The organism is Pantanalinema sp., from assembly GCA_036704125.1.
Taxonomy (GTDB): Bacteria; Cyanobacteriota; Sericytochromatia; order S15B-MN24; family UBA4093; genus JAGIBK01.
The window spans coordinates 24,162-42,615 of the sequence record DATNQI010000028.1 but is presented as its reverse complement, the minus strand read 5'-3'; the positions used below and the strand labels follow the sequence as shown (position 1 = coordinate 42,615).

The window sequence follows — 18,454 nt, the reverse complement described above, 5'->3', positions numbered from 1 at the left end:
AGGGCGGGGCCATTCCCCGCCCTCTAAGCCGAGGTCTCGAGGCGCCGGGCGATCGCTCCCAGGCGCATGATCCCGTCCTCGATGCGCTTGGACCAGGAGTTCGCGCAGCTGATCCGGATGCAGTTCTGGAAGTTGCCGCTCGCCGAGAAGATGGGACCCGGCGTGATGCTGATTCCCCCCGCGAGCGCCTCCTGGTGGAGCGCGACCGCATCGACCCCCTCGGGCAACTCGACCCACAGCAAGAACCCGCCCCCGGGATGGGTGACCTTGGTCCCCTCGGGGAAGGCCTCGGCGATGACCCGGTGAGTCCGGGCCATGTTCGCCTGGAACGTTCCGCGCAGCCCCTTGAGGTGGCGCTGGTAGCCGCCCTGCTCGAGAAAGCGGGCGAGCGCGACCTGCTGCAGGCCCGGCGTGGCGAGGGTCGTGACCCCCTTCAGCAGCACCACCTCCTGAAGGAAGCGCCCGGGCGTGCACCAGCCGATCCTCAGCCCCGGCCCGATGGTCTTCGAGAAGGAGCTGCACAACAGCACCAGGCCCCGGGTGTCATAGGCCTTGCAGGGCTTGGGCCGCGTGCCGTCGAAGGACAGGTCCCCGTAGATGTCGTCCTCGATCAGCGGCACGCCACGCTCGCCCAATAGCTCCACCAGCTCGCGCTTCTTCTGGTCGCTCATCACGCTGCCGAGCGGGTTGTTGAAGGTGGGCATCACGAGGCAGGCCTTGACCTTGTGCTCGTCCAGGGCCTGCGCGAGGGCCTCCAGGCTGATCCCCGTCTCGGGGTGCGTCGGGATCTCGACGGCGTGCATGCCCAGGCTCTCGATGGCCTCCAGGACGCCGAAATAGGTGGGGGACTCGATGGCGATCGCATCTCCCGGCCGGGCCACCGCCCGCAGGCAGAGGTTGAGCGCCTCGATCCCGCCGCTCGTGATGACGAGGTCATCGGGCGAGACGCTGCAGCCGAACTCGGCCGAGTAGCGCGCGATCTGCCGCCTCAGCTCCAGCGAGCCCGGGGCGAAGTCGTACGCCAGCACCAGCTCGGGTCGATCCTGGCAGACCCTTGCGGTGATGCGGGCCATTCGGTCGAGGGGGAGCAGGTCGAGGCTGGGGGTGCCCGCGCCGAGCGGCAGCAGCCCGGGGTCGCGCGAGACCACCAGCACCTGGGTGATCAGGTCGCGCACCGTGACGGGGCCCGCGTAGGTCTGGCTCAGGACGCTGAACGGCTTGGCCTCGGCGTGGCCTTTCGCGCTGACGTAGAAGCCCGAGCGCTCGCGCGCCTCGATGAGGCCCTTGCGCTCCAGCAGCAGATAGGCCTGGTTGATGGTCGAGGGGCTCACGCGCTGCTGGCGGCTGAGCGCGCGAATGGACGGGACCCTGTCGCCTGGGCGCAGGGTCCCGTTTCCGATGAGCCGTGCGACGTCATCGGCGATGGACCGGTAGAGGTTCTGCTGGTCTTGAACCGGCTTCATCCCTGGCTCCTGAACGGCGGGCTCAGTCCGCCGCGTCTTGTGCCCCCGTCTCGAACGCCTGGCCGAGCAAGGGCACCATGCCGCCGCCGCGTGCCATGATCTCGAAATACCTCAGCAGGAACTTTCCGAATCCCATGTGCCCCCCTTCCCTTCGGCGCGGTGAGGAAACGCCCCCTCACCCGATGCCTCCACGCTATCACCCGGGCGGATCCGCCAACAGGAGCAGTTTCGGGACATTTCGACCAGTACAGTTGCGGGCGGGCGGGCGTTTTCATGTCGGGGGAAGTCGTATTATGCTCGGCCCAGCCTGGCCGCAGGGTGGCTTGGCCTCTTCCCACGGCGATCGAGAGGGGGATACGAGGTGAAGGCATTTGCAGGAGTTGCCCTGGTGCTCGTCACGGCGCTGATCGGCTGCCAGGGGGGAGAGCGGGGCGCGCAGCAGGCGGGCGGCGGGGGCGGGCCCAGCCCCAGCCCGTCGGTGATCGCCCACGGCGCCACGGGCGGCCCTGGAAGCTACGGCGGCCCCGGGATGGGCGGCGTGGACCTCGATGGGATCGGTCCACCCGCCACCCAGGGCGGTGGCGGCGGTGGCGGCGCCGGCTGGGATAAAGGCGGACACTATTCCCCGGGGATGTCCGCGAGCACCTCCGAGGATCCCAACGTCAACCCGATCAATAAACCGCGCCGCTAACACCCCCAAGCACGAGCATCCCCCGCCCCAATCAGGGGGGCGGGGGATGCTCGTGCCATCGGCGCTTAGAGGTCGGCGCGGCGGAACAGGCGCAGGGCGAGCCCCAATGGGGCGACCATCCAGAGCGCCAGGGCGACGATCAGGGCGACGAGGGCGCCGACGGGGCCGAACATGCGCATCAGGCTCGCCCCGGTGGCCCCGAAGGCAGTCGCCGAGTCGAGGCTCAGGATGCCCAGCACCCTGACCAGGTCCACCGGGTTCAGGAACAGCAAGAGGACCAGGGCGGCCGAGAGCTGCTTGGCGCCGATGAGCACGGCCCCGCCGACCACCAACAGGTCGTAGAGGATGACGCTGCCGAACCAGACCGCGACGGCGGCCCCCAGGGCGCGCACCCGGTCGGCCGTCACTGCCGAGATGAGCAGGGAAACGCTCAGGAAGGCGACCTCCAGGGCGATCGCAAGCCCCGTCAGGGCCAGGAAGCGCCCGGCGTCGGCGCCGCCCGCCCGGACGCCGATGACCAGACCGGCCGCGCCGAACCCCACCAGGGTCGAGGCGACCAGCGTCAGGGCCAGGCCCAGGAACTTGCCGACCATCACCTCGGAGCGGGTCACGGGCTGGGAGAGCAGCAGCTCGAGGGCTCCGCGCTCGCTGGTCATGCTCGAGGTGCCCAGGAAGAGCGCGACCAGAGGAAAGAGGATCAGCACCAGGTTGAGCAGGCTGGCCGAGGTCTTCGCGAACCCGGTCACCTCGGCGTAGCCCGCCCCGACCAGGCCGAAGTACGACAGGCCCAGCGCCAGGACGGCGAACACCGCCGCGAACATCCAGACGAGGCGGCTGCGCAGGGCGTCCAGGAGCTCGCGCTGGGCGATCGTCCAGATGGGTTGCCATTCCATTTTAAAACCCCTTCAGCACCGAAGACCAGGTGACGGTCTTGCCCTTGTACCTGGCAGGCAGCGCCTTGGCGTCCGCAAGGGACGAGAAGGCCACGATGCCGTAGCGCATGGGCGTGGGGTACGTGCTCTTGACCAGGATCGCGCGCTCGAGCGGGAGCCACCGCTCGCTCTTGAGGTCGTGCACGAACATGCCCTTGATCTTGTCCTCAAGGAGCTTCTTGCGCCGGACGTACTGGGCCATGCAGCCGATGTCGTCGAACTTCTTGACGTCGCCGTTCTTGAGGGTGATCTCGGCGGAGAGGGGCACGTCGGTGACGGCCATGGCGCAGGTGGCGCACTCGTCGGCCTCGGGCATGACGTCGACCGGCTTGCCCTGGCTGGTGAAGCCCACCAGGGCCAGGCTCGCGAACAGGGCGACGGACGGGATCGTGGGCTTCATCGGATGGATACCTCCTCGGGGGACGAAGTCGAGCGGTGGACGACGGCCATGAAGATGTCCTCAAGGCTCGGGTCCTCGGTGCGCAGGTCCTGGACGGCGACCCCGCGCTCCTCGAGCGCCAGGATCACCGCAGCCTTGCGGTGATAGTCGATGGTCAGGCGCAACGTCTCGCCGCGCAGCTCCGCCTCGCGGGCCCCCGAGCGCAGGGCGATGGCCGCGGGATCGGTACCGCCCGCCACCCGCAGGACCATCCGGGTCGGAAGGGCCAGGCTCTCGCGCATGGCATCCAGCGAGTCGATGGCGGCGATGCGCCCCTGGTTGCAGATGGCGATGCGGTCGGCGACGGACTCGACCTCGGCGAGCAGGTGGGAGCACAGCAGCACGGTCGTCCCCGAGCGCCGGCGCTCCTGGATCGTCTCCTTGAAGAGGAGCGAGCCCTCGGGGTCGAGCCCCGCGGTCGGCTCGTCGAGCACCAACAGGCGTGGCTCGCCCAACAGCGCGACGGCCAGGCCCAGGCGCTGCAGCATGCCCCCCGAGAAGCCAGCGGTGCGCCGATCGGCGGCATGGCCGAGGCCGACGTGCTCGATCAAAGGGGCGATCTGGGTGCGGGGGGCCTTGCGCAGCTGCGCGTAGAAGGCCAGCACCTCGCGCGGGGTGAGGTTGTCGTAGAAGTGGACCCGCTGCGGCAGGTAGCCGATCAGGGCCCGGGCGCGCCGGGGCTCGCGCGCCACGTCGATCCCGTCGATCAGGACCCGGCCGCGCGTGGGCGTCACGAGGCCGACGATGCTCTTGATGGTCGTGCTCTTGCCGGCGCCGTTGGGGCCCAGGAGCGCCAGGACCTCGCCCGAGCGGGTCTCGAGGCTCAGCCCGTCGAGCGCCTTGAGCGCTCCGTATTCCTTTGCCAGGTTCTCGATTCGAATCATGGGCGCAGTGCTCTTCGTGATGCAAGGAGGGGAAGCAGGCCGAGCAGCAGGAGGCCGGCGGCCAGGGCCAGGAAGGGCGCGCTGGGCGACGCCTCTCGCCGTTCACCCGCTGCCGGCTCGGCGGCGACGGTGGGGTGGACGGCCGGGGCCGGATCCCGGATGCTCGGCGCGTCGACGATGGGGAAGGTACGCTCGGCGAACTCCAGGGCCTGCACGGCGGGGCTCAGCAGGAAGAGGCGCGCGGGCGGGTAGTTCTCGACCAGGAAGGAGAAGACGCTCCCGGCCTCGTGGGGAACGTCCCCCAGGCCGTCGCCGTCCAGGTCGTAGCCGCGGTAGTCGCTCCAGTAGTTGCCGCGCCAGGTGTTCTCGCCGATGCCGGTGGGGGTCGCGATCGTCTCGGTGTTGCCCGCGATGGTGTTGGCCGAGAGGGTGTTGCCCTCGGAGCTGCCGCGGACCTCGAAGCCGAGGTCGTTGCCCACGACCCGGTTGCGGGTGATCGTCGAGCGCATGGCCCCGTCCAGGAAGATGCCCACGCGGTTGCCCACCACGGCGTTGCCCTCGACGGTGCTGTCCTCGCAGTCCTTGATCAAGAGGCCGTAGGCGCGGTAGCCCCGGTTGCCCGCGAAGAGGTTGTCGCGCAGGTGGATGCGCCGGCTGAACATCAGGGCCGAGCCCGCCTCGGTCTCGGTGAAGCGGTTGCGGCTGAAGGTGTTGTCGTCCGAGGACATGTAATGCAGGCCGTAGCGCACCCGGCGGATCGCGTTGTCCCGCATGTCGTTGAAGGGCGAGGCGTTGAAGTAGATCCCGTCGCGCGTGTCCTGGATCCGGTTGCCCTTGATCAGGTTGTGCGCGGAGTTGTGAAGGCGGATCCCGTCCCCGCGCTCGTGGATGCCCATGGTCGCGATCCCGGTGATGTCATTATTCATGATTCGGGCGTGCTGGGTGTCGCTGATGTAGAGGCCGTAAAGGCTCTGGTCGATCGTGCAGCGCTCGACCACCGTGCGGTCGGCGTCGATCTTGATGGCGGCCGCGTCCGAGAGGATCTCGCGGCTGCTGCCCGTCAGGTGCAGGCCGACGATCCGGCAGCCGGGCGCCTTGACGGCGACGACGTCGCCCTTGCCGAGGCCGTCGATGGTGGGCATGCCCTCGCCCACCAGGGTCAGCGGCTTGTCGAGGAAAAGCCGCTCCGGGTAGCGGCCGGCCGGGATGCGGATCACGTCGCCGGGATGCGCCGCGGCGATCGCCGCAGCGATGGTGGGAAAGCCGCCCGGGCCCACGCGCCACTCGGCGGCCCGGACCGCAAACGGGAGGGCCAGGGGCGCGAGGGTTGCAACCAGGATGAGCGCTGCCGGCCGCATCACGCTCTTCGCGGCCTCAGGTGCAGATAGAGGGCGTAAAGCAGCAGCCCACCGGTCACCATGAGCATGAAGCCGCCCAGCCCGAACATGCCGTGGGTCATGAAGTTCACGAGCTTGTTGCTGCCGAGCAGCGGCGGGGTGAAGCCCTTGATCTTGAGAGGAGCGTCCAGGGACAGGTTGTGACCGTAGGAGTAGAGCTTGAAGTAGGCCGAGGCGATGCCGGCCACGCCGGTGAGCGCCAGGGTCGCCGTCGCGGCGGCGAGCAGCTCCCACCAGGCGAGGGCCGCGGCCAGGACAAGCAGGACTGCCGTTGCGGCCAGGGCGATGGGCATCAGCTTCAGCTCGGGGAAGTTCTGGGCGTGGATCTCGGCCATGCCGATGTAGTGGTTGAGGGTGTTGATCTCCTGGAGGTCGTTGATCAGGGGGTTGGCGCTGCCTTCGAGCTTGTAGGCGTAGACGTTGAGGTTCAACATCTCGGGGTACTGGGGTGCCTGGAGGTGGAGGGTCCAGAGGGGGAAGAGGAAGGAAAGACCGACGAGCACGGCGGCGACGAGCGCCAGAAGGCGCGGGATCTTGGTCATGCGGCGGTCGGTTCTGGGGATGGCCATGGCTTGCTCCTTTGAGCCCTGTGGTGAGGGGCCCGGCTGCCCGGGCCCCTCGATGGTTGCCTGCTAGGGCTTGACAGTCAAGTAGCCCTGCATTTCCTGGTGAAGCGCCGAACAGAAGTTCGTGCAGTAGAAGGGGAAGACCCCCGGCTTGTCCGCAACGAACGACACGGTCTTGGTCTCGCCCGGGTCGATCACCACGTTCAGGTTGTACTCGCTGATGCCCAGGCCGTGGATCTCGTCGCGGGTCTGCTCCGCGTTGGTGACGTGGATGGTCACCCGGTCGCCCTTGTTGACCGCGATCTCGGTCGGCGCGAAGAAGGTGCGGATGGTGAACATCTTGATGGTCACGTCCTTGCCGTTGCGGGTGATCGTCGCGTCGTTGGGGTTCCAGATCGCGTTGGGATTCTTGTTCTCGTCCTTCGGGTAGACCTCGATGGGCTTGATCGCATCCGTCTTGATGATCTGGGCGTAGTGGGGCTCGGGCTCGGTGAAGGTCTCGTAGAGCATCGTCATCTTGTTGCCGGTGATGTCGATGAGCTGCGAGCTCTCGGGCTGCGAGGGACCGGTGGTGATGTGACGGCCCTTCGAGAGCTTGTTCAGGGAGACCAGGTACTTGCCGTACGGATGGCTGGTGTTGCCGCCTGCGGCGGCGATGTGGCCGACGTTGTAGGCGACGGGGATCTTGTCGAGGACCTCCCAGGTGCCGACCTTCCACTTGGCGACCGCGCTCTCGAGGAAGAGCGAGGTGTAGGCGTTGCCCTGGTCGTCGTACTCGGTGTGCAGCGGGCCCATGCCCACGGGCACCTCGGCGGTCTTCACCGACTCGAACTTCACGACCGGCACGCCGTCCTCGTCGCCGGTGAAGTCCTTCTTGTCGATCGCCGCCTGGAGCTTGGCGAAGTCGAAGATGGTCACGACCGGGGCGAGCTTGCCCGAGGCGGCCATGTACTTGCCGTCGGGGGTCACGTCGACGCCGTGCGGGCTCGACGGGGTGGGCAGGAGGTAGACGATGCCCGGCACCTTGGCGGGGTCGATGACCGGGACGCCGCCGACCATGTCGGCCTTGCCCGCCTTGACCGCGGCCTCGGCCGCCTTCCAGTTGCAGGCCACGACGTAGTCCTTGGGGTTCTTGCTCGCGGTGACCTCGAGGCGGCCGGTGGCGCGCTCGGAGTTGTAGCTCGTCCAGAAGGCCCAGCCCTCGGAGGGGCCCTTGCCGGTGCTGCCCAGGTCGAAGTCCAGGGGCGGCATCTTGATCTGGAAGCCGTTGGACATGTTGCCGGTCTTGGGGTCGATCTTCACGCCCGCGACGATGCCATGGTAGGCGGTCTTGTACTGGCTGACCGGGGCGAAGCCGCCGGCCAGAGGCGCCGAGAAGCGCGAGGCCGACAGGATGTACTCGGTGTTGTTGGTGACGAAGGCCGAGCCGTGGTTGCCCGAGACGTTCGGGATCTTGATGATCTGGTGGGTTTTCATGTCGCGCAGGTCGATGCGGGCCGCGCGGTTGTTGGCGTTGTCGTTGACGAACAGCCAGCGGCCGTCGTAGTCGCCGTTGGTCTTCGAGAGCGAGGGGTGGTGCACGTCGCCCCAGGTGTAGCCGCCGAGCATCTTCTTGGACTCTTCGTCGTACCCGTAGCCGGTGCCGGGGTACGGCGTGAAGACCGGGATGGTCGCGATGTGGCGCATGGAGGGGATGCCCGCCAGGTAGACCTGGCCGGAGTGACCGCCCGAGTAGAACAGGTAGTAATCGTCGAGCTGGCCGGGCGGCACGAAGGTGCGCTGAGCCGCATCGTGGGCGATTCGATCGTCCCCGCCCGCGGCCCCGCCCTTGGTGGCGCCCTTGTCGCCGCCACCGGACGGGCCGCAGCCCGCAAGAACGATCAAGCTGGTGGCTGCCGAGAGGGCGGCCAGGAACCTCGCTTGTTTCCTCATAGATACATCTCTCCCTGCTGTTTGCGATGGAGGGCGCGGTCGCGAGCCTCCACCTTGGGCATGAATGCTGGGGCCTTGATTCGATTCAAGGCATGGAGTCCTTACATTAGGTTACCATGCGCCGAGATGTAAGCGACATCCGTGGAATACCCAGAGGGCGCGCCGGCCTCGGCGCTTGGAGGACCTGTTCGCTCCGATGGGACCGGGACATGCGCCTCGTTGCTGTAGGCGGGTGGCTTTTGCTCTAGGATGGGAGAAAGGGCGGGTCAGGCTCTTGAACAGGCCTTGGAGAGAGGTGTTTCCCATGATCGACACCACCCCCGAGATGGTCCAATCCCTCTACGAGCGGATGGAGGAGCGCCTCGCCCTGGTTCGCAAGCGCCTCGCTCGTCCCCTCACCCTCTCCGAGAAGGTCGTGTTCGGCCACCTGGACAGGCCCGCGGACCAGGTCCTGATGCCGGGCGCGGCCTACCTCAGCCTGCGGCCCGATCGCGTCATCATGCAGGACGCCACGGCCCAGATGGCCATCCTCCAGTTCATGCAAGCCAAGCTGCCCAGGGTCAAGGTGCCCACCACGGTCCACTGCGATCACCTGATCCAGGCCTACGAGGGCGCGCTCGCCGACACCCGGCGCGCCGAGATGAGCAACAAGGAGGTCTACGACTTCCTGAAGAGCGCCTGCGCCAGGTTCGGCATCGGCTTCTGGGGACCGGGCTCGGGCATCATCCATCAGGTGGTGCTCGAGAACTACGCCTTTCCGGGCGGTCTCATCATCGGGTCCGACTCGCACACCCCCAACATGGGGGGCCTCTCGATGGTGGCGATCGGCGTCGGCGGGGCGGACACGGTCGATGTCATGGCGGGCTTCCCGTGGGAGGTCCTGCAGCCCAAGCTCGTGGGCGTCAAGCTGATGGGTGAGCTCTCGGGCTGGACCGCCCCCAAGGACGTCATCCTCAAGGTGGCGGGCATCCTCACGGTCAAGGGCGGCACCAACCGGATCATCGAGTACTTCGGGCCCGGCGCGCGGACCCTCAGCGCCACCGGCAAGGCGACCATCTGCAACATGGGGGCCGAGGTCGGCGCGACCAGCTCGATCTTCCCCTACGACCCGCACAGCGCCCTGTACCTCGAGGCCACCGAGCGCGCGGCGCTCGCCGCGCTCGCCAACCGCCATGCCCACCTGCTATCGGCCGATCCCGAGGTCGAGGAGTTCCCCGACCAGTTCTTCGATCAGGTCGTCACGATCGACCTCAGCACCCTGGAGCCCCACGTCGTGGGCCCCCACACCCCCGATCTGGCGCGGCCGGTCTCGCAGCTCGCCAAGGACGTCGAGAGCCACCAGTACCCCAGCCGGATCTCGGTGGCCCTCGTCGGCAGCTGCACCAACTCGAGCTACGAGGACATCTCGCGCGCCGCCGATATCGCCGAGCAAGCGCGTGCGGCGGGGGCCAAGATGAAGGTCCCCTTCATGGTCAGCCCCGGATCCGAGCTGATCCACCAGACCATCCAGCGCGACGGCCTGCTCGACAGCCTCGAGGCGGTGGGGGCGACGGTGCTCGCCAACGCCTGCGGCCCCTGCATCGGCCAGTGGCGCCGCGACGAGGTGCAGAAGGGCGAGCAGAACACCATCATCACCTCCTTCAACCGCAACTTCCCGGGCCGCAACGACGCCAACCCCGAGACCTTCGCCTTCATCGCGAGTCCCGAGATCACCATGGCCTACGGCCTGGCCGGGACCCTGTGCTTCAACCCCCTGACGGACTCCCTCACGACCCACGACGGCCGGGTCTGGCGGCTCTCGCCGCCCAAGAAGGCGCCCGAGGTGCCCGAGAAGGGCTTCTTGGGGCGGCGCGTGGGCTACGTGGAGCCCCCCGCGGACGGCAGCCAGGTGGCCATCCTCATCCCCGAGAGCAGCGAGCGCCTGCACGTCCTGGATCCGTTCGAGCCCATGGCCGATACCGAGTTCAACGAGATGCCCGTCCTGATCAAGACCAAGGGAAAGACGACCACCGACCACATCTCCCCGGCGGGGGCCTGGCTGCGCTTCCGCGGTCACCTGGACAGGATCTCGGACAACATGCTGACCGGGGCCATCAACGCCTGGACCGACGAGCGGGGCAAGACCAACAACGTCTACACCGATCAAGGGGGCTTGGACGTGCCCGCGGTCGCGCGCGACTACAAGGCGCGCGGCAAGCGCTGGGTGATCGTCGGCGACGAGAACTACGGCGAGGGGTCGAGCCGCGAGCACGCGGCCATGAGCCCGCGCTACCTGGGGTGCGCGGCGGTCGTCGCGCGCAGCTTCGCGCGCATCCACGAGTCCAACCTCAAGAAGCAGGGGATCTTGCCCCTGACCTTCGTCAACCCCGCCGACTACGACAAGATCAAGCAGGGCGACCGCGTCTCCATGGAGTACCTGCGGGAGCTGGACCCCGTGCGGACCGTCAACATGCTCGTGAAGCACGCGGACGGCAGCGCGGACATCGTCACCCTCAACCACACCCTGACCATGGAGCAGATCGGCTGGTTCTATGCGGGATCCGCCCTGAACCTCCTCACGAAGATCGAGAACAAGATGGGTCAGCCGGGCAGCTCGTGCTGAAGAGGTATCGGGCCCCTGCCGTTCGGGGTAGATAGTGTTCACGACGTGAAAGGGTGGATGGAGCGCACATGAAGGTTCAGGGAAATGCCGAGATCCGCTTCGCCTTCGGCGAGCGCTCGCTCGGCGCGCTTCTCGTCGCCATCAGCGAGCGGGGCGTCTGCGCCATCCTGATGGGCGACGACCCGGACGCCCTGCTGCGCGACCTGCAAGGTCGTTTCCCCGGGGCCGATCTCATCGGCGGCGATGCCGACCTCGAGCCGCTCGTCGCGAAGGTGGCGGGCTTCATCGAGGAACCGGCCCTGGGGCTCGATCTGGCGCTCGACATCCGCGGCACCGCCTTCCAGGAGCGGGTCTGGCAGGCCTTGCGAGAAATTCCCGTCGGCTCGACGGCGAGCTACACCGACATCGCCAGCCGCATCGGCTCGCCGCGCGCTTTCCGGGCGGTCGCCCGGGCGTGCGCCGCGAATGCCCTGGCCCTGGCGATTCCCTGCCATCGCGTCGTGAGGAGCGACGGCGGGCTATCGGGGTATCGCTGGGGCGTCGAGCGCAAGCGCGAGCTTCTCGCGCGAGAGGCGAAAATCAGAACAGCGAACGGTTGATGAGCAGGTGCGCGCCGATGCTCGCGGCGTAGCCCAGGGCGATCGCCCAGCTCCAGCGCAGGTGGGACATGAAGGTGTAGACCCCTCGGGCCTGGCCCATCAGGGCCACCCCCGCCGCCGATCCGATCGAGAGCAGCGACCCGCCGACGCCCGCGGTGAGCGTCACGAGCAGCCACTGGCCGTGGGACATGTCGGGGTTCATGGAGAGCACCGCGAACATGACCGGGATGTTGTCCACCACCGCCGACATGAGCCCGACGAGCACGTTGGCCGTCGTCGGGCCCAGCTCGCCGTACATCCAGCCGGAGGCCAGCCCCAGGTAACCCAGGGTGCCGAGCCCGCCCACGCAGACGATGACCCCGTAGAAGAACATCAGGGTGTCCCACTCGGCGCGCTCGAGCTGCTTGAACACGTCGAAGCGGTCCTTGTGGACGTGGGCGTGGGGAATGGCGAGCGGCTCGGCGAACACGTCGTCCGGCTCGTTGACGATGGCCACCTGCCTTTCGGGCGCGCGGCTCAAGAAGTAGCCGTAGAGCTTCAGGATGCCGAGGCCGGTCATCATCCCGAGCACCGGGGGCAGGTGAAGGAAGTTGTGGTAGCTCACCGCGAGCGCGATGGTCCCGACGAAGAGGGCGAGCACCGGCATGGCGCCGGGGCGCATGGTGATGGTCTCGGCGATCGGCTCGGGCTTGCCCTGCTCGATGGAGAAGGCCATCAGGGTCGCGGGCACCAGCCAGTTGACCAGCGCCGGCACGAACAGGTCGAAGAACTCGCCGAAGGTGACGAGGCCCTTCTGCCAGACCATCAGGGTGGTGATGTCCCCGAAGGGGCTGAACGCCCCCCCGGCGTTGGCCGCCACCACCACGTTGATGCAGGCGACCGCGACGAACTTGGGCTTTCCGGCCCCCACCGCCAGCGCGACCGCCCCCATCAAGAGCGCGGTCGTCAGGTTGTCTGCGACGGGCGAGATGCAGAAGGCCAGAGCCCCCGTCACCCAGAACAGGCCCCGCAGCGAGAAGCCGCGCCCCACCAGCCACGCGCGCAGCGCGTCGAACACCCTGCGATCGTCCAGGGTGTTGATGAAGGTCATCGCGGCGAGCAGGAAGAGGAAGAGCTCGCCGAACTCGAGCAGGTTGTGCCGGATGGCGGCCTCGGCGGTGTGGGTGTCGCCCACGCGCGCGTAGGCCAGGCCGATGAGCGCCCAGATGAGCCCGGCTGCGATCATGACCGGCTTGGACTTGCGAAGGTGCAGGGCCTCCTCGCCCATGACCAGGGCGTAGGCCACCGCGAAGACGACGACGCTCGCGATGCCGAACCAGGTGAGCGTCAGATCCAGCGGGGCGGCGCTCTGTGGGGCGCTCGCCCAGGCGCTCGCCGGCAGCATGAGCGCCAAGAGCGCCGTCAGGAGAGGAACGAGCAGGGTGCGAAGCGACGTCATCGGCCATCCTTGCGGGGTACGAGGGGGATTCCCCCTCAAGCATGCCCTGTTTGCCGCTTGAGGGCAACCGGGGCCGCGAGGGGGCGCCTAGCCGCGCGGGGCCTTCTCGGGCGCCTCTCGGGCCTCGGGCAGCCATGTCGTGGTGACGCCCGGCTTGAGGGCCGAGGTGCAGTTGGGGCAGCGGCTCGCCTTGGTCGAGATGTCGGTGTCGCAGAAGGGGCAGTGCTGGGTCGCGGCGCCGCGGCCCGCGAGGCGGTTGTAGGTCCTGATGACGGCGAAGATCGAGGCGGCGACGATGAGGAACTGGATCAGGGTGTTGATGAATGCCCCGTAGGCGATGGCGGGGGCGCCGGCGGCCCGGGCTGCCTCGAGCGACGGGTAGCTCGTGCCGTTCAGGGTGACGAAGAGGTTGGAGAAGTCCGTCTTGCCGAACAGCATGCCGATGGGGGGCATCAGCACGTCGTCGACGAAGGAGGTGATCACCCGCCCGAAGGCCATCCCGATCACCACCGCGATCGCCAGATCGAGGACGTTGCCCCGCGCGACGAACTCCCTGAACTCCTTGACGATGCTCATGCGACTCTCCTTTCGGCGCGTCAGTGCCGGCAGCTTAAGCGCGCACGGGATCAAAGGCCTACAGGGATGCGGCCCTAACCGCGGTCCCCAGAACGGCACGCCGGCCGCGAGATGTCTCGCGGCCGGCGTGGGTGATTCGCTTAGCGTCTGCGCGAGCGCTGTCCAGGCGCCTGGGGCTGCCTGTTCCTGGCGCCGCGCGCATCCATGCGCGGGGCCCTGGGGCGATCCTCGTCCTCTCCCGGCACGCCGAGGGCGGGGGCGGGAAGGCGCGAGAGATCGAGGGGGAAGGGCTCGCAGGCGATCTTCTTCTGGATGGCCTTGAAGGTGGCCTCTCCGTCGGCGGTCACCATGATGACGGTCTTGCCTTCATTGCCGTTGCGGCCGGTGCGGCCGCTGCGGTGGATGTAGGTCTCGGCCGTCGTCGGCACCGCGTAGTGGAAGACGTGGCTGACCCCTTCGATGTCGAGGCCGCGCGCCGCCACGTCGGTCGCCACCAGCGTCCGGATGTCGCCGGAACGGAAGCGATCGAGCATGGTGTTGCGCGCGTTCTGCGACATGTTGCCGTTGAGGAAGCCCGCCTTGATGCTCGCCTTCTGCTCCAGCTTGAGGGCGAGGCGCTTGGTCTCGTGCTTCATCTGGGTGAAGATGATCGCCCGGTCCGGGCGCTCGTCCTCGAGCATGGCGATGAGGGCGTCGAGGCGCTGCTCGGGCTTGAGCCGCAGGTAGTAGTGGCTGATCTCGATGGGAGAGACCTCCGCCTGCTGCACCAGCTTCACCACGGCGGGCTGCTTGAGGTGCCGGTGGGCGATCGCCTCGATCTCCTTGGGCATGGTCGCCGAGAAGATCAGGGTCTGCTGTCGCTGGGGCAGCTGCGCCATCAGGTGCTCGATGTCGCGCCTGAAGCCCATGTCGAGCATCTGATCGGCCTCGTCGAGCACCAGGATGCGCACCCGGCCGAGGTTCAGGCTGCCGCGCTGGAGCAGGTCCTTGAGGCGGCCCGGAGTGCCGACCACCAGGTCCACCCCCCGGCGAAGGGCGTCTTCCTGCCGGTTGAGGCTGACGCCTCCGTAGATGGGGAGCGCCTTGATGCTGCCCGTGCTCCCGATCGAGGCGATCGCCTCGCAGACCTGGATCGCAAGCTCCCGGGTGGGAACGATTACCAGGGCCTGAGGATACCCCTTGGGCGCGAGCAGCGTGAGCAGCGGCAAGCCGAAGGCAAGGGTCTTGCCCGAGCCGGTCTTGGCCTGGACCAGGGCGTCACGCCCGGCCAGGACAAGCGGGATGGCGTGCTGCTGGACGGGCGTGGGGTGCTCGAAACCGAGCGCCTTAAGGCCCCGCTGCACGGCGGGATGGAGGTCGAACTCCTCGAAGTGAGAGGCCAATATGGTTCCTTTCCTCGCGTCGGGTTAGACGCGCGCCTTGGGCTGGAAGCAGTTGCGGCACTGCACCGGCTTGCCGGCGGTCGGCTCGAAGGGCACGGTGGTCTCGATGCCGCAGGTGCTGCACACCGCGGGGTAGAGGGTGCGCGGAGCGCCCATGCCGCCGCCGACGGGGGCGCCGGTCGAAGGCGCAGCCGTGGGGCTAGGAGCCGGACGCGAGAAGCGGCGCGTGGGAGCGGCCTTCTTCTTGTGGGTCTTGGCGTACTCGAGGTTGCGCTTGGCCTTCTCGGCCTTGGTCGAATTCTTGCCCATGGTAGGTTTTCCCCCTTCTTACGAGCGGCCCGGACCGGTTGGCCCGGGCGTCTCGCAAAAGAAAGAGCCCGCGCTGTTAAACGCAGACTCTCCACTTTTAACAATCGTATGGTGGCAACCGGCCTGAGGGCCTATCGCCGATATCCTGATCCATCATAGCAGGACCTGGCCTCATGGGAAAGAGGGAAGCTTCCTTCTGGCGCCAAATACTTGCTCCTGGCATGCGCCCGGGAGGGCCCGCGTTTTTGCCTGACCGGAGGGGCCAGGCGGCGGCAAGGGGGCCGATCGCTTCCCGGCCTTGGGCGAATGTTCCTGCACTTTCTCGAACGGATTGAGCGATTGGGCCATCGCCAGGAGGCGGGGGACTCTCTAGGCTAGAGGCGTGAATCCACCCGCCGTCCGGCGATCCGCCCTATCCTTGGAGGTGCGCATGCCCATTTCTCGCTCGCCGCTCGATCAGGTTCGAAGCGGCCTCCAGAAGACGACCGGCGAGGCGATCATCGAGACGCTGGCCGACTGGGGGGTCGAGGTCGTGTTCGGCATCCCCGGCGACAACGTCGACGGCCTGATCAACGGCCTGATCAAGGAGCGGGACCGGATCAAGTTCGTGCTGGTCAGGCACGAGGAGAACGCCGCCTTCATGGCCACCGCCTACGCCAAGCTGACGGGCAAGCTCGCCGCCTGCCTGACGACCGCGGGGCCCGGCGCCGCCCACCTCACCAACGGCCTCTTCGAGGCGCACCGGGACAAGATCCCGCTCCTGGCGCTCACGGGCAACACCGACTCCTTCAGCCTCGGCACCGAGCAGAACCAGGAGTACAACCCTTACCTGACCTTCGGCGACTGCACCGTCTGGAACGGGGTGCTCGGCGGCTCGCTCAACGCCCGGATCGTCACCTCCAGCGCGATTCGCGCCGCCTACGCCCGCAGCGGGCCTGCTCACCTCAGCGTGCCGGTGGATCTCGGGCTTTCGGTCCTGCCCGGCAACGCCCCCAGGGCCGACCACCAGTTCTCGAAGCCCACCCACGCGCCGGACCCCGAGGCGATCGCCAAGGTGGTCGAGGCCCTGGACGCGGCCAAGCGCCCGGTGCTCTTCGTCGGGCGCGGGTGCCAGGGCCTGGAGACGGCCCTCCTGCGGCTGGCGGACAAGCTCGGCGCTCCGATCGTCAAGGCGCTGTGGGGCAAGGAGACCGTCTCCGACTTCGACCCCCACGTGCTCGGCGGCCTGGGCCTGATCGGGACCCGGCCCTCGGTCGAGGCCATCGCCGACGCGGACCTGCTCCTGATGCTCGGGACCTCCTTTCCCTACACCGACTTCCTGCCCCACGACACCGACTGCGTGACCATCCAGATCGACCAGGACCCCTACCAGATCGGCAAGCGCTACCCGGTGACGATCGGCCTGTGCGCCGACGTCCACCTGGCCGTGCCCGCGATCGCCGAGCGGTGCCAGCGGCACGAGGCGCGCGAGTGGCTCGAGCGGTGCCAGCGCTCGCGCAGCGCGTGGAACAAGATCATGGATCAGCAGGCCGCCAGTTCGCGCACCCCCATGCGCCCGCAGGTCATGGCCCGGGCCCTCCAGGAGTGCGCTGCCGACGATGCCATCATCGCGACCGACTCGGGGGCCAACACCGTCTGGATGGCGCGGAACTTCCTCGTCAACGGGCGCCAGCGCTTCATCGGCTCGGGCCTGATGGGGACGATGCAGTGCGGCCTGCCGTACGCGATCGGCGCGAAGTTCGCCTGTCCCGATCGCCAGGTGCTCGCGGGGGTGGGCGACGGGGACTTCGTCATGGGGATGGGCGAGTTCACGACGGCGGTGAAGTACGCGCTGCCCATCGTGGTCGTGGTCTTCAACAACTCCAAGCTGGGCCTCATCAAGTACGAGGAGGAGGTCGCGGGCATCCCCGAGTTCGGGATCCGCTTCCACAACCCCGACTTCGCCAAGTTCGCCGAGGCCTGCGGCGGCTTCGGCGTCCGGGTCGAGGACCCCAAGGACGCCCGCGACGCCGTGCGCGCCGCCATCGCCTCCGGCAAGCCCGCCATCGTGGATGCCGTCGTCCAGCCGAACGAGATCCCCTTCCCCCCCAAGATCGAGCGGGGGCAGGCGACCGGCTACGGGATCGCCTTCCTGCGCGAGATGTTCGAGGGGATCAAGGAGGAGGGCTGATCGAAAGCACGACCTTGATGTCGTCGGGCTCCTTCTCGAAGGCGGCATCCAGCGCCGAGAGGGGGATCCTGCGGCTGATCAGGCCCTCGAGCCAGCCCGGAAAGCGCCGCTCGCTCTCGAGCAGGTCGTCGACGCCCCGGGCGAAGTCCCGGATGTTGGCGTTGACGCTGCCGAGCACCGCGATGTTCTCGAGCACCATCACCTGGTTGATGACGTCGCCGGGCAGCGCCAGCGCCTGCCTGGAGGGGCTGAGCCCCAGCCTCACGAGGACGCCGTTGGGCGCGAGCGTCAGGATGGCCGGAAAGGAGATCGCGCTCACCCCGGTCGCCTCGACGATCACGTCGGGGCGACCGATGCCCTGGACCAGCTCGCCTAGCCCGTGGTGGGCGTCGCTCGAGTGGAAGCTCGCCCCCAGCGCCCGGGCGAGGTGCGCCTTGGGGTGATCCGCCTCGACGAGATCCACCAGGTGGGTCTCGATCCCCCTGAGCCGCAGCACCAGCGCCGCCAACAGCCCGATGGGCCCCGCGCCGGTGACGAGCGCCCGCTCGGCTTTCCAGACGAGGCGCTCCTGGACGAACGAGACCTCGCGCAGCGCCTTCTCCACGACGCTCAGGGGCTCGAGCAAGACCGCCACCCTGGTCAGGCTCTCGGGGACCCTGACCAGGTACGCTTCTTTCTCGACGTAGGATTCGGCCGCGTAGCCGTGCATGCCCTTGATCCCGCGCTCGCGAAAGTGCCCGGTGCGGCACATGTCGATCTCGCCGGCCTGGCAGTTAAGGCACAGCTCGGGGCAGGGGCGCCGGACGGTCGCGACCACGAGCTCGCCGGGGCGTAACGAGGTGACGCCTGAGCCCGCACGCGAGACGACCCCGAGGTTCTCGTGGCCGATGATCAGGAAGGACTCCCCCGGCGGCGCCTCGCCGTACTTGCCCAGGACGATGTCCCGGTCGGTGCCGCACAGCCCGACCTCGAGCACGTCCACCCGCACTTCGTCCGGGGCGGGCTCGGGAGCGCAGAGGGTTTCCAGGTGAAGGCTCTCGGGCTTGCTGGTCTCGACGGCGGCGGCTCTCATGG

The 18,454-nt window shown here is 68.2% G+C and carries 16 protein-coding genes; 4 read left to right on the top strand and 12 right to left on the bottom strand.

What is annotated here, in order from left to right; translation table 11 throughout:
• Positions 1-23 precede the first annotated feature (23 nt).
• The gene (locus V6D00_04310) at positions 24-1,463 is read right to left on the bottom strand and encodes a PLP-dependent aminotransferase family protein (GenBank protein HEY9898383.1); all 1,440 of its coding nucleotides are present in this window, start codon (positions 1,461-1,463) and stop codon (positions 24-26) included.
• A gap of 361 nt (positions 1,464-1,824) precedes the next feature.
• Between V6D00_04310 and V6D00_04305 the strand changes: the two genes are divergently transcribed.
• Entirely contained in the window at positions 1,825-2,154 is a 330-nt protein-coding gene (locus V6D00_04305; GenBank protein ID HEY9898382.1) for a hypothetical protein, read from the top strand.
• A gap of 65 nt (positions 2,155-2,219) precedes the next feature.
• On the opposite strand, the gene V6D00_04300 is transcribed toward V6D00_04305, so the two are convergent.
• The 6 genes from V6D00_04300 to nosZ form a co-directional block, all read right to left on the bottom strand.
• Positions 2,220-3,047, bottom strand: a complete 828-nt coding sequence (locus V6D00_04300) for an ABC transporter permease subunit (GenBank protein HEY9898381.1) — start codon at positions 3,045-3,047, stop codon at positions 2,220-2,222.
• Between the two features lies 1 nt (position 3,048).
• The gene (locus V6D00_04295) at positions 3,049-3,486 is read right to left on the bottom strand and encodes a nitrous oxide reductase accessory protein NosL (protein ID HEY9898380.1); all 438 of its coding nucleotides are present in this window, start codon (positions 3,484-3,486) and stop codon (positions 3,049-3,051) included.
• Positions 3,483-4,409: an ABC transporter ATP-binding protein gene (locus tag V6D00_04290; protein HEY9898379.1), complete on the bottom strand. Its 927-nt coding sequence runs from the start codon at positions 4,407-4,409 to the stop codon at positions 3,483-3,485. The genes V6D00_04295 and V6D00_04290 overlap by 4 nt, the downstream gene beginning before the upstream one ends.
• On the bottom strand, positions 4,406-5,767 hold the full coding sequence (locus V6D00_04285; protein HEY9898378.1) for a nitrous oxide reductase family maturation protein NosD: 1,362 nt from the start codon (positions 5,765-5,767) through the stop codon (positions 4,406-4,408). The genes V6D00_04290 and V6D00_04285 overlap by 4 nt, the downstream gene beginning before the upstream one ends.
• On the bottom strand, positions 5,767-6,375 hold the full coding sequence (locus V6D00_04280) for a hypothetical protein (GenBank protein ID HEY9898377.1): 609 nt from the start codon (positions 6,373-6,375) through the stop codon (positions 5,767-5,769). Before V6D00_04280 ends, V6D00_04285 begins: the two co-directional genes overlap by 1 nt.
• Before the next feature lie 63 nt (positions 6,376-6,438).
• Entirely contained in the window at positions 6,439-8,304 is a 1,866-nt protein-coding gene (gene nosZ / locus V6D00_04275; GenBank protein ID HEY9898376.1) for a Sec-dependent nitrous-oxide reductase, read from the bottom strand.
• A gap of 304 nt (positions 8,305-8,608) precedes the next feature.
• Between nosZ and V6D00_04270 the strand changes: the two genes are divergently transcribed.
• Together V6D00_04270 and V6D00_04265 are read left to right on the top strand one after the other, a co-directional pair.
• Positions 8,609-10,906, top strand: a complete 2,298-nt coding sequence (locus V6D00_04270; GenBank protein HEY9898375.1) for an aconitate hydratase — start codon at positions 8,609-8,611, stop codon at positions 10,904-10,906.
• 68 nt (positions 10,907-10,974) lie between these two features.
• Positions 10,975-11,505, top strand: a complete 531-nt coding sequence (locus V6D00_04265; GenBank protein ID HEY9898374.1) for a methylated-DNA--[protein]-cysteine S-methyltransferase — start codon at positions 10,975-10,977, stop codon at positions 11,503-11,505.
• Here the strand turns inward: V6D00_04265 and nhaD are convergent.
• From nhaD to V6D00_04245, 4 genes are all read right to left on the bottom strand, one after another.
• Positions 11,486-12,943 carry a sodium:proton antiporter NhaD gene (gene nhaD, locus V6D00_04260; protein ID HEY9898373.1) on the bottom strand — a complete coding sequence of 486 codons (1,458 nt, stop codon included), beginning with the start codon at positions 12,941-12,943 and terminating at the stop codon, positions 11,486-11,488. The genes V6D00_04265 and nhaD overlap by 20 nt on opposite strands.
• Positions 12,944-13,030: 87 nt before the next feature.
• Positions 13,031-13,519 carry a large conductance mechanosensitive channel protein MscL gene (mscL, locus tag V6D00_04255; protein HEY9898372.1) on the bottom strand — a complete coding sequence of 163 codons (489 nt, stop codon included), beginning with the start codon at positions 13,517-13,519 and terminating at the stop codon, positions 13,031-13,033.
• A 140-nt stretch (positions 13,520-13,659) separates the two neighbouring features.
• Positions 13,660-14,901: a DEAD/DEAH box helicase gene (locus tag V6D00_04250; protein HEY9898371.1), complete on the bottom strand. Its 1,242-nt coding sequence runs from the start codon at positions 14,899-14,901 to the stop codon at positions 13,660-13,662.
• Between the two features lie 24 nt (positions 14,902-14,925).
• Positions 14,926-15,210, bottom strand: a complete 285-nt coding sequence (locus tag V6D00_04245; GenBank protein ID HEY9898370.1) for a CxxC-x17-CxxC domain-containing protein — start codon at positions 15,208-15,210, stop codon at positions 14,926-14,928.
• A 430-nt stretch (positions 15,211-15,640) separates the two neighbouring features.
• Between V6D00_04245 and V6D00_04240 the strand changes: the two genes are divergently transcribed.
• Positions 15,641-17,380 (top strand): thiamine pyrophosphate-dependent enzyme, encoded by a 1,740-nt coding sequence (locus tag V6D00_04240; protein HEY9898369.1) that lies wholly within the window; start codon positions 15,641-15,643, stop codon positions 17,378-17,380.
• Here V6D00_04240 and V6D00_04235 read toward each other — a convergent pair.
• Positions 17,364-18,452, bottom strand: a complete 1,089-nt coding sequence (locus V6D00_04235) for a glucose 1-dehydrogenase (GenBank protein ID HEY9898368.1) — start codon at positions 18,450-18,452, stop codon at positions 17,364-17,366. The genes V6D00_04240 and V6D00_04235 overlap by 17 nt on opposite strands.
• Between the last annotated feature and the right edge of the window lie 2 nt (positions 18,453-18,454).

Excerpts from the sequence above, each read along its gene's own strand:
- V6D00_04310 (HEY9898383.1), bottom strand. The coding sequence starts at position 1,463 with ATGAAGCCGGTTCAAGACCAGCAGAACCTCTACCGGTCCATCGCCGAT.
- V6D00_04300 (HEY9898381.1), bottom strand. The coding sequence starts at position 3,047 with ATGGAATGGCAACCCATCTGGACGATCGCCCAGCGCGAGCTCCTGGAC.
- V6D00_04295 (HEY9898380.1), bottom strand. The coding sequence starts at position 3,486 with ATGAAGCCCACGATCCCGTCCGTCGCCCTGTTCGCGAGCCTGGCCCTG.
- V6D00_04290 (HEY9898379.1), bottom strand. The coding sequence starts at position 4,409 with ATGATTCGAATCGAGAACCTGGCAAAGGAATACGGAGCGCTCAAGGCG.
- V6D00_04285 (HEY9898378.1), bottom strand. The coding sequence starts at position 5,767 with ATGCGGCCGGCAGCGCTCATCCTGGTTGCAACCCTCGCGCCCCTGGCC.
- V6D00_04280 (HEY9898377.1), bottom strand. The coding sequence starts at position 6,375 with ATGGCCATCCCCAGAACCGACCGCCGCATGACCAAGATCCCGCGCCTT.
- nosZ (HEY9898376.1), bottom strand. The coding sequence starts at position 8,304 with ATGAGGAAACAAGCGAGGTTCCTGGCCGCCCTCTCGGCAGCCACCAGC.
- V6D00_04270 (HEY9898375.1), top strand. The coding sequence starts at position 8,609 with ATGATCGACACCACCCCCGAGATGGTCCAATCCCTCTACGAGCGGATG.
- V6D00_04265 (HEY9898374.1), top strand. The coding sequence starts at position 10,975 with ATGAAGGTTCAGGGAAATGCCGAGATCCGCTTCGCCTTCGGCGAGCGC.
- nhaD (HEY9898373.1), bottom strand. The coding sequence starts at position 12,943 with ATGACGTCGCTTCGCACCCTGCTCGTTCCTCTCCTGACGGCGCTCTTG.
- mscL (HEY9898372.1), bottom strand. The coding sequence starts at position 13,519 with ATGAGCATCGTCAAGGAGTTCAGGGAGTTCGTCGCGCGGGGCAACGTC.
- V6D00_04245 (HEY9898370.1), bottom strand. The coding sequence starts at position 15,210 with ATGGGCAAGAATTCGACCAAGGCCGAGAAGGCCAAGCGCAACCTCGAG.
- V6D00_04240 (HEY9898369.1), top strand. The coding sequence starts at position 15,641 with ATGCCCATTTCTCGCTCGCCGCTCGATCAGGTTCGAAGCGGCCTCCAG.
- V6D00_04235 (HEY9898368.1), bottom strand. The coding sequence starts at position 18,452 with ATGAGAGCCGCCGCCGTCGAGACCAGCAAGCCCGAGAGCCTTCACCTG.